Raw genomic sequence first — 14047 nt, 5'->3', positions numbered from 1 at the left:
ATCACCACCGCACTGCCGCTGGACTACCACTCCTGGCTTGTCTCCCGTAGCGAGGCAATATCACGCTTAGCCGCTTGGAGGCTCTCTAACAGTTGCTCGGCTAACGTCAACTGGCTACCTACCGCAATCATAGAAGGATTTTGCACAGCGCGACGCGCAGCACCATCATCACTGTGCAGCTTCTCTAGCTGCCCCACCAGCCAGTAAAGCCAGCTTTCCGGCTGCTGCATGGCATCGCGTAGCCGCTGCAGCTCTGCCACATCGGGGCCGTCACTGGCGAGTAGCTCCCGCCAGTCATGGCTATTCAACCGCGCGTGTTCCGTGACTTCTTTTAGCAGCGAGCCAAGCGCCAGCTCAAACAGCGCCAACGCACTTTCCTCTATGGCCATTTGCCGCACTGGCGCATGCTCATCATCGCCAACCGGCAGGCCGACCAGCAGCTCGGCCTGATACAGCAGTTGATTGGTACGCGAACGTGGGCTCACTTGCGCTTATCCTCCACATGCCATTTGCCGCCTTCAAAGGTCGCCTTCCAGCCGGTCGCTTTGCCCTCTTCGTCTGTCATCACGTACTGTTCTTTGTTTTTACGCGAGAAGCGAATTTGCGCAGGGCGGCCATCCGGGTCTTCACTGGGTGCTTTGAGAATAAAGTGATACTTCTCCGGCAGCTCGTCAGCGTGAGCTTTCAGCTCTTTAACCAGCGGCGGGCGGGTTTCACGATTTTTTGGGAACTTACTAGCAGCCAGGAACAAGCCACTAGCGCCATCCCGTAACACGTAATGATCTTCCATCTTTTGGCAGGCAAGTTCGGGCATGGGAATCGGGTCCATCTTCGGCGGCGCGACTTCACCACTGCGCAGCAGCTTGCGGGTGTTTTTACACTCGCTGTTGGTGCAGCCAAAGTATTTGCCAAATCGGCCAGAGTGTAGCTGCATCTCGGAGCCGCACTTATCGCACTCAATGACCGGGCCATCGTAGCCTTTAATCTTGAACTTGCCGCTCTCTACTTCGTAACCGTCACAGTCTGGGCTGTTGCCACAAATATGAAGCTTACGAGTTTCGTCAATCAGGTAGTTATCCATCGCCGTGCCGCATTTCGGGCAGCGACGTTTGGCACGTAGGGCATTGGTTTCCGCTTCTTCGCCCGCGTCTTCCGCCACGGCCTCTTCACCAGGAATCAGGTCAATGGTGGTTTTGCAGCGTTCTTTAGGCGGCAAGTTGTAGCCGCTGCAGCCCAAAAACACGCCGGTAGAGGCGGTTCGAATCTGCATTTTTCGGCCACAGCTGGGGAGGAGATATCAGTCGGCACCGGCTGATTCGGACGCATGCCCTCCTCGCTTTCAGCCTTCATCAGCTCCATGCGGAACTCATCGTAGAAGGCATCAAGCAGCGCCTGCCAATTGCGCTCGCCTTCAGCCACTTCATCAAGGCTGTCCTCCATGCGGGCGGTGAAGGAGTAGTCCATTAAGTCAGGGAAGGACTCTTTCAACCGCTCTGTGACGATATCGCCCAATTTTTCGGCATAAAAACGGCGGCTCGCCAGCTTCAAGTAGACACGATCTTGGATAGTCGAAATAATCGATGCGTAGGTGGAGGGGCGGCCAATGCCCTGCTTCTCTAGTTCTTTGACCAAGCTGGCTTCGGTGTAGCGCGCGGGCGGCTTGGTAAAATGCTGCTGAGGGTCGAGTTTTTCTAGCTGCATTGCCGTGCCCGTCGGCAAGTCAGGGAGGCTTTGATCTTCGTTTTTGCCCGTCCGCTTCATTACCCGGGTGTAACCATCAAATTTCAGCACGCGGCCTTTGGCACGCAGGTCGTAGCCATCTACTTCCAAACTGAGCGTGCTGGAGAGGTATTCGGCCGGAGTCATCTGACACGCCACAAATTGCCGCCAAATAAGCTCGTAGAGGCGTTCTGCGTCACGCTCCATACCTGCCAAGTCAGTCGCTTTGCGCTCGACGCTAGAGGGCCGGATGGCTTCGTGCGCTTCTTGAGCACTCTCTTTGCTGCTGTATCGATTAGGCGACTCATGCAAATAGCGCGCACCATACTCATCACCAATAAACGAACGGACACTCTCCACCGCGTCTTTAGATAGGTTGGTGGAGTCGGTACGCATATAGGTGATGTAGCCCGCTTCATAAAGCCGCTGGGCCATGGTCATGGTCTTCTTCACCGAAAACCCTAATCGGCCGCTGGCTGCCTGCTGAAGCGTAGAGGTGATAAACGGCGCGGTCGGTTTAGAGCTGGTGGGCTTATCTTCACGCGAAGTAATCGACAGCTTGGCTTTGCGCAGCTGCTCAATGCGCGCCAGAGTGTCTTTTTCTGACGTGGGGCGAAACGGCTTACCATCCTGACGCGCCAGGGCAAAACGCACCAGCTCGCCGTCAGGAGAAAAAAGATCTGCATGCACATCCCAAAACTCTTCTGGGATAAATGCTCGGATTTCGCGCTCACGCTCAACAATCAAACGCACCGCGACAGACTGAACGCGCCAGCGGAAAGCCCGCGAGCAATCTTGGCCCACAGCAGCGGTGAAAGCATAAAACCGACGACGCGGTCCAGAAAGCGGCGCGCCTGTTGGGCTTCTACACGGGGAATGTTAAGAACGCCGGGGGCTTTGAAAGCATCTTGAATGGCGTTTTTGGTAATTTCGTTGAACACCACACGCTTGTAGCGGCTGTCATCGCCACCAATGGTCTCGCGCAGGTGCCAGGCGATAGCCTCCCCTTCGCGGTCCAAATCCGTCGCGAGGTAGACGGCGTCGGCTTTCTCAGCCAGCTTCTTTAATTCAGCCACCACCTTCTCTTTACCAGGAAGCACTTCATAGCGCGCTTCCCAGCCGTTATCAGGGTCAATGCCCATGCGCCGAATAAGCTGGTCGTGGGCCTTGCGCTTTTTATACTCCGCCTTCTCTTCCGCCGACATCTTACGCGTTGCCGCGGCCTGGCGAGCGCGCTCCTTTGGGTCGGAGGCTGCCTTACCTGAGCCGCTGGTCGGCAGGTCACGGATGTGACCCACGCTCGACTTGACGATGAAATCGTTGCCGCGATATTTATTAATCGTCTTCGCTTTCGCGGGCGATTCGACGATGACCAGTGACTTGCCCATAGTGCTCCACTTTTCTATTGCCCAGGCGCTATCGCCCATGCTCTGAATACGTTGCCGCCTCAATTTGTGCTTGGCGACCATGAGAAAAATGCGCCTACCCTACCCCAGCCCTTGATTAAGCGCTAGTAGCAACCGCCTCTTAGGGAGCTAAGCGAACACTAACAACAACGCATTAGCGGCGCGGTGCGTTTTACGATGCTTTTTTGCATCAGGGTAGCTAGACACTAGACTGCCGCTCGGCACTCGGCAACCCAAATAGCCGCCTATCAATGCAAAAGCCCCCGCTAAAAAGCGGGGGCGAAGGCGTCTTAGCAACTTTATCTAACGCTTACGGGGCGAGCTTCTGCGCTGCCCAGCCGGCCGGGTGGCTGGCTTTTTCTTTGGCGCCTCTACCGATGATTCCTGGGCCTTTTCAGCCGTTACCGTGTTACTCGCTTCGGCTGCTATTTCCGCTGTAGCCGCAGTGGAGTCAGGTGTGGGCGCTGTTTCAGGGGCTGGCGCCGCCAAGGCAGCCGGACGCGCTTTATCAAACAACGCTTTTACTTGGTCAAACCGGTTAGCGGCATGTTCAGTTAACTCACCGCTAGCGGCAAAGACATGCTCTAAGTGGCTAATATAGTTATCTATCTCTTCACCGGTTTGCCCTTTTAATAGCTCCGGCAACGTATTAAGCGCCTGCTCACGATCAAGCTTCAAAATAAAGAACTGCTCACGCACTAGGCGCTTAAATTCGCTCAAGGAGGTGCTGGGTTCAAGCTCCGCCCGAGAGGCGCGTAGGCGCTTAAAGTTACGCTCATCGGTGGCCGGTGCGCCACCTAGCACATAGATCACTGAACGCATCACGGCTTCATGAGGGCCACCCTGAGCAATTTTATGACGCAGCTCATTTTGGCGGTTTTCAATAAAGCGACGGTGCTCAGGCTCTGCGCCAGGACGGCGGCGATGTACATGGGCATCCCCGTACAAGCCAACAGCGGCCTGGAGCAGCGGTTGACCATAAATATCCATAAACAGGCGCTCGGTTGAGCTATCGCGCAGGTCACGCCACGCATTCAGGCTCACTACAATTTGATCAGATGCCATGAGCTCTAGCGCTTTAAATATGTTGTCCTGCTCCACCGGCTGACGATGGCGGCGCACGTAGTCGGCCATAACCGGTAGCGGCACCGTCAGCGGGTTACGGTCTGACATGAGCTTGTAGCCCAGGCGAATGGGGTGCATACGCCGTATCCAGCGCGCCGCCTCGGGCGTCATGATGGACTGTATCCACGGCTGCACGTAGAGACGATAAAACCCCAGGTTAATTTCAGAGATGCGGGCAACGGTGGCGAAGCGACGATCATCCTCCGGCTGATGCATCACGTCACGATCAAGCTCTTCGAAGTTGCGCGGCGCAAATTCCAGCAGATAGTCACGCTCAATCAGCTCGGTGTCTGTGTGTTCGTCGGCGTGAGAAATCTCGTCGTTTCGTACAGCCCTGGCGGCATCACATCGATGTAGTCCATGTTCGCCGTAAATTCGGAGTGCTCTTTGCGGGAAACACTGCCAGATACGAAGATTCCCAGGTGCCCAGTGGTATCATGCAAGCAGTAAATAATCGTCTGCTCATTCGCAATGATATCCTCTTCGCCCGCGTACAGATCACGAATCCACCCCAGGGCCTGAGGCGGTGGCGTAATATCGTCCCCCCGTGAGCAAAACACCACCACAGGCGAGCGTACATTACGCAGATCAATACGCCGTCCATCGCGGGTAACCAGTTGCGCCGTAGAAAGACGATTGCCGACAAATAAGTTATCGACAATGTACTGGATCTCATTACCGCCCAGCACCACATGACCACCCCACCAGCGTTCAAACTCTAAATAGCGTTTGGACTCGGTATCAATATTGGCATACAGGTGGTACTGCTTTTCCCAGTAGTTATTAGCCGGGTTGAGGCCCTCAAAGTTCTGAACCAGCCACGCCCCATCAAATAGGCCGTTGCCGATATCACTGGTCAACGCAGTGATCCAACTTCCCCCTGTCATACCGCCGGTATAACGCATGGGCGCCTTGCCATGCTCGCCAGCCCAATAAGAGAGCGGTGCACCAGCGATTAAGATTGGCCCAAATACTTCAGGCTCAAGGGCGGCGGCCATCATGATTTGCCAGCCCGCTTGGCAGTTACCAACCACCATCGGTTTTTCAGTGGTTTCCGGGTGTAGCGCAATCACGTGGCGCAAAAAGGCCACTTCCGACTCCACCACATCTTCCACCGTTCGGCCTGGCTCAGGGAAAGGTAAAAAGCCGATAAAATAGCAGGGATGGCCCGCTTTTAGCGCGACACCGAGTTCGCTATCAGGCTTAAAACCGCCGATACCAGGGCCATGGCCTGCACGCGGGTCAATAACGACAAAGGGGCGTTTTTGTGGGTCAATCTGGCTATTCTTAGGCGGCAATACCCGCAGTAACTCATAGTTAGTCGGATTAGGCAGCGTACGGCCATCCACTAACACCTCGGTTTCAAAGCCGAGCACATTGGGCTTCGTTTGCTCCATGTGTTCGAGATACTGGTTGCCGCGCTCGCGCATGACATCCCAATAAAGGATGTTGCGCTCTACACTGTCACGCCAGTAGCTAACCGCGGCACGACCAAACCCAAAAGGGTCCATCATGCTAGCGAGAGCTTCACCGCCCGGTAACGCCGCGGAATCATTCGATGACACAAACCAAGGAGCAGCAAGCGCATTGGTGGTAAGCAAAGGATTAGCGAGAAAGTTCATATATTCTCCCATTGGGTTGATGCATGGCACCAATCCCGAAGCAATGATGCTGCAATGCAATATAGTTTAGGCCACTCCTTGCCTAACGTCGATGATTACCACCCCCCTTTTCCAACGACTGCCTTATTGATCGAAACGTACACCGTTTATATACCGCCAAGCTTTCAAGGCGGTAGCCCTAAATCAGTGATAGCATTTCGACGCTGAGGCCAAGCCCTATATAACAGGCCTTATACAGTGCGCTTTTTTTACCGAGGAAGTTTACCCTGAGGTGGTTATGTCATCCCCCACGCTGCTCAACCGCTTAACATTTCGACAGCTACAAGTGTTTCAGGCAGTGCATCAACAACGCTCCTATTCACGGGCCGCCGAGCAGCTCGGCCTGACACAACCAGCCGTGAGCGCGCAGATTCGACAGCTTGAGCAAGCGTTGGGGCAGCCTCTCTTTAAGTATGCGGAGAAAACTCTCCACGTGCTGCCAACGGCCGATACACTGGCCCTCTCTACGCGGGAAATCTTTGGTCAGCTGTCGCGGCTGCAAATGAACCTTTCTGATATTAACGGCAAAATTAGCGGCAAGTTGAATATTGCGGCTGTCTCGTCCGCCCAGTACGTCGTGCCTTATCTGCTGGCCAAGTTTCGCGCGCGATACCCGGATGTTCAGTTGCGTTTAAAGGTGTGTAACCGCAGCCAAGCACTTGAGCGGCTGGCCGAACAACAAGACGACGTGGTGATCATGGCCATGGTGCCAGAAGACGACGGCTTGGTGGTTATGCCTATTCTTGAAAATGAGCTTGTGGCGGTAGTGTGGTCAGAACATCCTCTGCTAAGTATGCCCAATCCAACGCTGACGGATTTCGCACGCCATTTCGTACTAATGCGCGAGCCTGGTTCGGGGGTTCGCAGCGCCTTTGAGCAGCTTGCCGTGGATCAAGAAGTGGGGCTTCCGCACCGTATCGAGCTGGGCACCAATGAAGCCATCAAACAAGGGGTAATGGTACATTTGGGCGTTGCCGTACTGCCTCGTTTGGCGGTACAGCGCGAGTTGGAACAGGGCCTGCTCGCTACCCTGTCTCTGCCCAATTTTCCCATTCGCCGCGCCTGGTGCACGGTATACCGCCGAGACCACTTTCCCACTCCGGTAGCAGAGCTCTTCCTGCGTTTTGTGCGTGAGCATCTGAGCGAGTTCCAGCGCCACTTCCAAGCGCCTGGCAGCCCGCTTCCTAGCCATGGAGTTTCCTGCTTACCCGCCCTGTCACTGGAATACGATCACTAGCGGTTCTACGGTGTCTTGTTGATTGCCAAATATGTTACATTATTTACAACCTACGTATCAGTTAGCGTTACTCAGGGCATGGTAAACAGTTGCATCGCGGCCACATTTTGCACGTATATTTTTCGTGATGCGTCGCTCGGATTTTCTGCTTACCAGCCGCACAGTAGAGAGGCTCTCTCCTATGAGCAACACCCCTTCCCAGCGCGTGCACAGCGGCGAAAAATTCCGTAACGAACATGGCATGACGGTGATTAAAGATGGCATGAAGCAGCGCAAAGCGCAGGCAGATGCCCCTTCACTTGAGCGCAAGCCAAAGTGGCTGCGCGCGCAAATTCCCGGCGGCGAGCGTTTTGAGGCCGTTAAGAAAAACGTGGCGACGCACCGGCTCAGCACCGTTTGCGCTGAATCCCATTGTCCTAACATGGGTGAATGCTGGAGCAATGGTACCGCCACCATTATGTTGATGGGCTCAGTATGTACCCGCGCCTGCCGCTTCTGTGCGGTTGATACTGGCAACCCTAAAGGTTGGCTGGATCACGAAGAGCCGGAAAATACCGCCAAATCCGTCGAGCTAATGGGTCTTCGCTATATCGTGCTGACCTCAGTAGACCGTGACGATCTAGACGATGGTGGCGCCACCCACTACGCCAACTGTATTCGCGCCATTAAAGCGCGCACGCCGGAGGTGGTTGTTGAGGCGTTAACGCCTGATTTTGATGGCGATAAAGCCGCTATTGAGCGCGTGGTCGATTCAGGGCTTGAGGTGTTTGCGCAAAACGTTGAGACCGTTGAGCGGCTGACCAGCAAAGTGCGTGACCCCCGTGCAGGCTACCGCAAAACGCTGGATGTGTTGGCCCACGCCAAGCAGTATCGTCCCGATGTCATCACTAAAACCAGCTTGATGTTGGGGCTGGGTGAGACCGATGAAGAGATCCTGCAAACCTTCGATGACTTGCGCGAGATTGGCGTAGACATCGTGACGTTAGGCCAATACCTGCGCCCAACCAAAAACCACTTGGCCGTGGAGCGCTGGGTAAGCCCAGAAGAGTTTAATCGTTATCGCGTACTGGGCCTTGAGAAAGGCTTTATGGAAGTGCCATCCGGCCCGCTGGTACGCTCTAGCTACCGAGCAGACCGTGTTTTCGAGAAAAACAATCTGGGTCTTGCCGCCCCAGCGGCCATTCCGGGGCAAGAAGAGCCGGACAATAACCGCATTCCTGCTTTTAACGTCGGTTAGTATATCTACCTTCGCCTGCATGGCGTTGCTCTGCCATGCAGGCGATATGCCCAGCATTTAACGCCCTTCGCTTTCCCTCGCTATTCAACTTCCTCAACTTCCCTGGTCAGCTGCTTATGCAGGCCTTACCAAGCGTCGTTGTAGCTGTGACGCTAACGCTATCGCTAGCTGCTCGCCCACATCGTGTTCTGTTGAAAGCTCAGTCACATCAGCAAGCCGTGTAACCTGCATCCCCGCATAGCCGCACGGATTGATTCGTGCGAACGGGGAAAGGTCGCCGTCTACATGGAGCGCCACACCGTGATAACTGGCACCACGACGAATACGCAGCCCTAGCGAGGCTATTTTGGCCTCCCCTTGAACGGTTTCCACATAGACACCCGGTGCATCCGGTTTAGCCCAAGCGCTAACACCATATTCCGCCAGCACGGCGATAACAGCGTTTTCTAAGGCACTGACCAAATCACGCACCCCCACTTTCCCGCGCCGTACATCCAACAGTGGATAAAGCACCACCTGCCCAGGACCATGGTAAGTCACTTGCCCCCCCCGATCGGTATTGACGACAGGGATAGCCCCCGGCATCAGCAGGTGCTCTGGCTTACCCGCCTGCCCTTGGGTAAATACCGGGTCATGCTCCACCAGCCAAAACTGATCGGCAGTGGTCTCATCCCGAGTATCGGTTAGCTCTCGCATGGATTCCCACACGGGCAGATAAGGGCGATGTCCTAGGCGATGAAGCTCTATCGGGGCATCATGCGTCATGGTTAAACCACCATGTGAACACGGCCTGTAGCTTTCAGCTCATCAAACAGCTGGCTTAGCTGCTGCTCGCCAGTAGCAACAATAGTGACACGCACTGACTGGAAGCGGCCATTACGGCTATCCACCACCTGCAGCGTGGTTTCATCAAAGTCTGGCGCATGCTTGACGATGACTTGGCACACCGCCGCAGGGAAATCGTCGGCGGCATCACCAACCACTTTCAAGGAGTAGTCACAGGGAAAGGTAATTTTAGGTGGCTCTTTGGCCGCAGGCTGGCGTAAATCTCGCAGCCCTTGTTTAGCGCCTTTTTTCATATCTCGCCTTTAGGGAACAAGTGAATCGTTTGATGGCTAACTGGTAAGTAAATAAGGCCCCACCCCTGACAATACAAGGTGCATCGCTCAGAGATCAGGCCTTATGGGATTAGCTGGTGAAATTGCTGATCAGGTTGCTAAAGAAGCGCTGAACTTGATCGAATAGGCGCTTGAACAAGCCGCCCTCTTCGATATTTTCCAGTGCTACCAGCTGACGCTCACCTACCATTTCCTCACCTAGATAGACTTCCAAAGTGCCAACGTTATCGCCAACTGCGACAGGGGCTTGAAGGTCAGCATCAAGATTCAAGCGCGCACGAAGCTCTTCATTTCGGTTACGAGGCAGCGTCATAAAGACTTCTTCATCCACTCCCACGCGTAGCTCGTTAGTATCACCGCCCCATACTCGCGGAGTCGCCAGTACCGCACCACGCTCGTACAGCTTCATAGTTTCATAGAAACGGAAACCGTAGCTTAATAACTTCTGGGACTCCTGGGCACGTGCTTCATCAGAGCTAGTCCCCATAACCACTGAAATCAGGCGCATACCATCACGCTGCGCTGAGGAAACTAGGCAGTAGCCCGCTTCCGTTGTCCAGCCAGTCTTCAGGCCATCTACAGAGGGGTCACGCCACAGCAGACGGTTGCGGTTCGGCTGATCAATACCACCAAAAGAGAAGTTACGCTGGGAGTAGATCTCATAGTGCTCGGGATAATCATTGATGATGTGCCGAGACAAGCGTGCCATGTCGTGGGCAGTTGAATAGTGATTTTCATGAGGCAAGCCGGTGGCGTTCATGAAGTTAGTGTCGTTCATTCCCAGGCGCGTGGCGTGCTGGTTCATCAAGTCTGCAAACGGGGCTTCTCCCCCCGCCAGATGTTCGGCCATCGCGACGCTGGCATCGTTACCCGACACAATAATGATGCCGTGCAGCAGGTTATCCACCGATACCCGATCACCGACTTCGATAAACATTTTAGAGCCGCCGGTGCGCCAGGCGTTTTCACTGATATTGACCATATCGGTCAAATTAATGGTGCCACGATCAAGCTCGCGCTCCACCAAATAAGCGGTCATCAGCTTGGTCAAACTCGCCGGAGGCAGGCGCTCATCAGAGTTGTGCTCAGCAAGAATCCGCCCGCTGTTGGCATCCATTAGAATCCACGAACTCGCCGCTAATTGGGGCGGTGCGGGAATAATTGTTTGCGGCTGAGGGATCACCTGCGCCATCGCAGGTGATACGACTGCCGTCATGGCCGCGAACAGGCAAAGCTTGGCGGTACGGCGAATTGACATCAAGACATTCATCACAAACTTCTCACTAACAAAGAAAAAGGCGGCGCATTACGCGCCACTTGTGCACATGTTGAGAGGTATTATCTCACGACAAACACTTGAGGAAAGCCTGCACGACGAAGTTCTTCACGTGCCTGCGTTTCTTGTCCAGGATTCACAGGGCCCACCTGCACTCGGTGAACATCGGCATCGCTTTTCACGCGCACACCGTGAGGCAATTCACCGGCCAATCGCTGCTGGAGCTGCTGTGCTCCTTCGGCACTCCCTAGCGCGGCAATTTGCAGATAGATCGCATCACTAGCCTCTACGGCACGGGATGCTGCTGCTTGAACAGGCGCCGCCGGGCGAGCCGCCGGAGAAGATGGCGCCGCAGCACTCGACGCCATCACTGGCGCAGCAGGCGCTGCTGGTGAAGCGGTTGTGCCGCCACCCCGGCCCCGCTCAGCTAGCCACTGGGCTGGATCAATGGCTTCTACGCGTACCGGGCCTGTGCCGTTGTCCAAAATACCGAGGCGCGCGGCTGCAGCATATGAGAGATCAATTTCGCGGTCGCTGTGAAAAGGGCCACGGTCATTAACGCGGACAATCACCGAGCGGCCGTTATTCAAGCTAGTGATACGGGCAAACGTGGGCAATGGGAGCGAGCGGTGAGCGGCTGACATTTTGTACATGTCGTAGATCTCACCGTTAGAGGTGGCGTAGCCATGAAATTTCTCACCGTACCAGGAAGCCGTGCCCTGACGCTCATAGCCACGGGCATCGGGCAACACGTGATATGTTTCTCCCCACACTTCATAGGTAGAGCGATTACCCGCTCTAGAGGGCTGTTCAAGGCGCGGCTCGGCGTCAGGTACGGTGGTGACATCCGGCGGCGCAACCGGGTAGGCATCGCCAGTCATCGCATAGCGCTCGCCACTGGCAGCCGCCGGAGCAGCAGGCGCGGAGCTTGAAGCACCTACCTCTCCGCCTGCACGCTGCGGCGCTTGGCTGGCACACCCGCTCACCAAGGCAGCTAACAGCAGCGAGCCGCTTAGGTAGCGCATATTGATTCGCAGTTTAGTCATGCTCAGCCTCAGCTTGCTGCTTGATGGCCTCTGCCAGTTCGGCGACTGCCATGGCGTAGAGGTGGCTATGGTTATAGCGGGTAATCACATAGAAATTGTACTCACCCAGCCGGTAGCTTTCCTGGCCATCGGCATACTCCAGCACCAGGGGCACCACTGGCGTATCGGGCGCCAGGGAGTCTGCTGTCACAATGCCCTGCTCGACAGGCTTAGCGGCAGTTGTTGTGGGACGCACCGTTTGGTTAAAGGTTAGCCCATCAGGGCGCGCGTCAGGCCCTTCTGCCTGGTGATAGATCGCTCCATCACGCTGCCAGCCGTGCTCGGCAAAATAGTTGGCAACGCTACCAATAGCATCCACCGGGTTATTCCACAGGTCGCGCTTATCGTCGTCATCAAAGTCAACGGCATACGCCTGGTAGCTGGTGGGAATAAACTGCGGGTAACCCATGGCACCTGCATAGGAACCGTACAGTGAGCTGGGCGCCACTTCCTGCTGATAAGCAATCGTCAAAAACGCTGCCCGCTCGCCCCGGAAGAACTCACCTCGCGCCGGGTGGTGAAAAGCCAGCGTTGCCAGCGAATCCAACACTTTATGGCGACCTTTATGACGACCGTAGTAAGTCTCCACACCAATAATCGCAGTGATCACCTCTGGGGGCACGCCATATACTGACTGCGCGCGCGCGAGCGTATCAGCATGCTCCTGCATAAAAGCCGCGCCCTCTCCAATGCGCTGCTCGGTCAGAAAAATATCACGGTATTCAAACCAGCGCAGCCGCCGTTCCGCCGCACCTGCCATGGCGTCCAGTACTTCCTGGCGATAATTTGCCTGCATCAGCGCCTGCTCAAGCCACTCGCTCGGCACGCCCTGCTGGGCCAGCTCATCGACCAACTGTTGGGTCTGCGTATTGCGCTGAGGATCAAAGCTGATCTCCTCCTCTGCCGCTAACGCAGGGGCCGAACACGCTACTAGCATGGCAATTGCGTAACCGCCTGCTTTACTTCGCGCCCTGTTCATTCGCTCACCACTCCTGTGAATACGCACTACCACTGTTCAAACCTTTAAGTGGCAATAACCGCCGATGGGCATGTATGGACATGCGAATACCGAACCCAGCTAACAAGGTCACGCTGGAGGTCCCGCCAAAACTTACCAGTGGCAACGGTACGCCTACCACCGGCAAAATGCCGCTCACCATGCCCACATTGACAAATACATAGATAAAAAACGTCAGGATAATACTGCCCGCAAACAGCCGCCCAAAGGTATCTTGGGATGACGATGCCAGCCATAAGCCGCGGCCTACAATCATGATATATAGTGTTAGCAGCAAGAGCATACCCACCAGGCCGAACTCCTCACCAAGTACGGCAATAATAAAGTCGGTATGTCGCTCTGGCAGGAACTCAAGCTGAGACTGCGTTCCTTCCAACCACCCCTTTCCCCACAGCCCGCCGCTGCCAATAGCCGTGGTGGATTGAATAATGTTCCACCCTGAGCCCAACGGGTCGCTATCAGGGTCTAAAAATGTCAGTACCCGCTGGCGCTGGTAGTTGTGCATGTTCATCCATAGTACCGGCAGGCCCGCCGCGCCCAGGGCCGCGACCAAGCCAATGAGCTTCCAAGAGAGCCCAGCCAGAAGCACCACAATCACCGCAGCACTAGCCACCAGCAGCGATGTCCCAAGGTCAGGCTGGATAGCCGTGAGCACCACGGGCACGCCGATAATCACCGCACACACCACAATATCACGCAGCCTAGGCGGCAACTGGCAGCGATTTAAATAAGCGGCCACCATGAGCGGTACGGCTAACTTCATCATCTCAGAGGGCTGAAAACGGATGACCCCCGGAATTTCCAGCCAACGCTTGGCGCCCATACCTACATCGCCGACAACTTCAACCGCCAACAGCATCGCTAGCCCAGCGCCGTAAGCCAGCGGGGCCCAGCGTAAAAAAGTTGAAGGGGAAAATTGTGCAATAATCACCATGCCAGAAAGCGCAATACCAAAGCGCATGGCTTGGGCAATCACGGTGTCGATACGCTGCCCGGAAGCGCTGTAAAGCACCATCAAACCGCCACCCATCAACACCAACAGCATCCCTAGCAGCCAAGGGTCGAGGTGGATACGCTCCCAAATACTTTTGCGACGGGCAATACCGCTATCAGGCGGGCGTACCGGATAACGGCGCAGCGAGCGGGTAATCAGTTGCCAAGGCAT

9 protein-coding genes and 2 pseudogenes are annotated in these 14047 nt (G+C 55.4%); 2 read left to right on the top strand and 9 right to left on the bottom strand.

Annotated elements, in window-relative coordinates; translation table 11 throughout:
- Positions 1 to 23 precede the first annotated feature (23 nt).
- The 3 genes and pseudogenes from B4967_RS16470 to B4967_RS16460 form a co-directional block, all read right to left on the bottom strand.
- Entirely contained in the window at positions 24 to 485 is a 462-nt protein-coding gene (locus B4967_RS16470; protein ID WP_083026387.1) for a DUF6586 family protein, read from the bottom strand.
- Positions 482 to 3107 (bottom strand): annotated as a pseudogene (gene topA / locus B4967_RS16465) (type I DNA topoisomerase). The gene B4967_RS16470 and the pseudogene topA overlap by 4 nt, the downstream one beginning before the upstream one ends.
- Positions 3108 to 3428: 321 nt before the next feature.
- A pseudogene (locus tag B4967_RS16460) lies at positions 3429 to 5872 on the bottom strand (DUF3141 domain-containing protein).
- Positions 5873 to 6149: 277 nt separating this feature from the next.
- On the opposite strand from B4967_RS16460, the gene B4967_RS16455 reads away from it, so the two are divergent.
- Both B4967_RS16455 and lipA read left to right on the top strand, forming a co-directional pair.
- On the top strand, positions 6150 to 7148 hold the full coding sequence (locus B4967_RS16455; RefSeq protein WP_083026385.1) for a LysR family transcriptional regulator: 999 nt from the start codon (positions 6150 to 6152) through the stop codon (positions 7146 to 7148).
- A 181-nt stretch (positions 7149 to 7329) separates the two neighbouring features.
- On the top strand, positions 7330 to 8385 hold the full coding sequence (gene lipA, locus B4967_RS16450) for a lipoyl synthase (protein WP_083026384.1): 1056 nt from the start codon (positions 7330 to 7332) through the stop codon (positions 8383 to 8385).
- A gap of 114 nt (positions 8386 to 8499) precedes the next feature.
- On the opposite strand, the gene lipB is transcribed toward lipA, so the two are convergent.
- From lipB to rodA, 6 genes are all read right to left on the bottom strand, one after another.
- Positions 8500 to 9150 carry a lipoyl(octanoyl) transferase LipB gene (gene lipB / locus B4967_RS16445; protein WP_083026382.1) on the bottom strand — a complete coding sequence of 217 codons (651 nt, stop codon included), beginning with the start codon at positions 9148 to 9150 and terminating at the stop codon, positions 8500 to 8502.
- 2 nt (positions 9151 to 9152) lie between these two features.
- On the bottom strand, positions 9153 to 9464 hold the full coding sequence (locus B4967_RS16440; protein ID WP_083026380.1) for an HP0495 family protein: 312 nt from the start codon (positions 9462 to 9464) through the stop codon (positions 9153 to 9155).
- Positions 9465 to 9573: 109 nt separating this feature from the next.
- Positions 9574 to 10773, bottom strand: a complete 1200-nt coding sequence (locus B4967_RS16435; protein ID WP_083026378.1) for a D-alanyl-D-alanine carboxypeptidase family protein — start codon at positions 10771 to 10773, stop codon at positions 9574 to 9576.
- A gap of 68 nt (positions 10774 to 10841) precedes the next feature.
- Entirely contained in the window at positions 10842 to 11825 is a 984-nt protein-coding gene (locus tag B4967_RS16430) for a septal ring lytic transglycosylase RlpA family protein (RefSeq protein ID WP_083026376.1), read from the bottom strand.
- Positions 11818 to 12843, bottom strand: coding sequence for a lytic murein transglycosylase B (gene mltB, locus B4967_RS16425; RefSeq protein WP_083026374.1), 1026 nt, complete (start codon positions 12841 to 12843; stop codon positions 11818 to 11820). Before mltB ends, B4967_RS16430 begins: the two co-directional genes overlap by 8 nt.
- A 4-nt stretch (positions 12844 to 12847) precedes the next feature.
- Positions 12848 to 14047: a rod shape-determining protein RodA gene (rodA, locus tag B4967_RS16420; RefSeq protein WP_083026372.1), complete on the bottom strand. Its 1200-nt coding sequence runs from the start codon at positions 14045 to 14047 to the stop codon at positions 12848 to 12850.

This window comes from Vreelandella lionensis, from assembly GCF_002087295.1.
GTDB classification, from domain to species: Bacteria; Pseudomonadota; Gammaproteobacteria; order Pseudomonadales; family Halomonadaceae; genus Vreelandella; species Vreelandella lionensis.
This window is presented reverse-complemented; position numbering and strand designations above follow the sequence as displayed.

Excerpts from the sequence above, each read along its gene's own strand:
- rodA (WP_083026372.1), bottom strand. The coding sequence starts at position 14,047 with ATGCCTTGGCAACTGATTACCCGCTCGCTGCGCCGTTATCCGGTACGC.
- mltB (WP_083026374.1), bottom strand. The coding sequence starts at position 12,843 with ATGAACAGGGCGCGAAGTAAAGCAGGCGGTTACGCAATTGCCATGCTA.
- B4967_RS16440 (WP_083026380.1), bottom strand. The coding sequence starts at position 9,464 with ATGAAAAAAGGCGCTAAACAAGGGCTGCGAGATTTACGCCAGCCTGCG.
- lipB (WP_083026382.1), bottom strand. The coding sequence starts at position 9,150 with ATGACGCATGATGCCCCGATAGAGCTTCATCGCCTAGGACATCGCCCT.
- B4967_RS16430 (WP_083026376.1), bottom strand. The coding sequence starts at position 11,825 with ATGACTAAACTGCGAATCAATATGCGCTACCTAAGCGGCTCGCTGCTG.
- lipA (WP_083026384.1), top strand. The coding sequence starts at position 7,330 with ATGAGCAACACCCCTTCCCAGCGCGTGCACAGCGGCGAAAAATTCCGT.
- B4967_RS16435 (WP_083026378.1), bottom strand. The coding sequence starts at position 10,773 with ATGAATGTCTTGATGTCAATTCGCCGTACCGCCAAGCTTTGCCTGTTC.
- B4967_RS16455 (WP_083026385.1), top strand. The coding sequence starts at position 6,150 with ATGTCATCCCCCACGCTGCTCAACCGCTTAACATTTCGACAGCTACAA.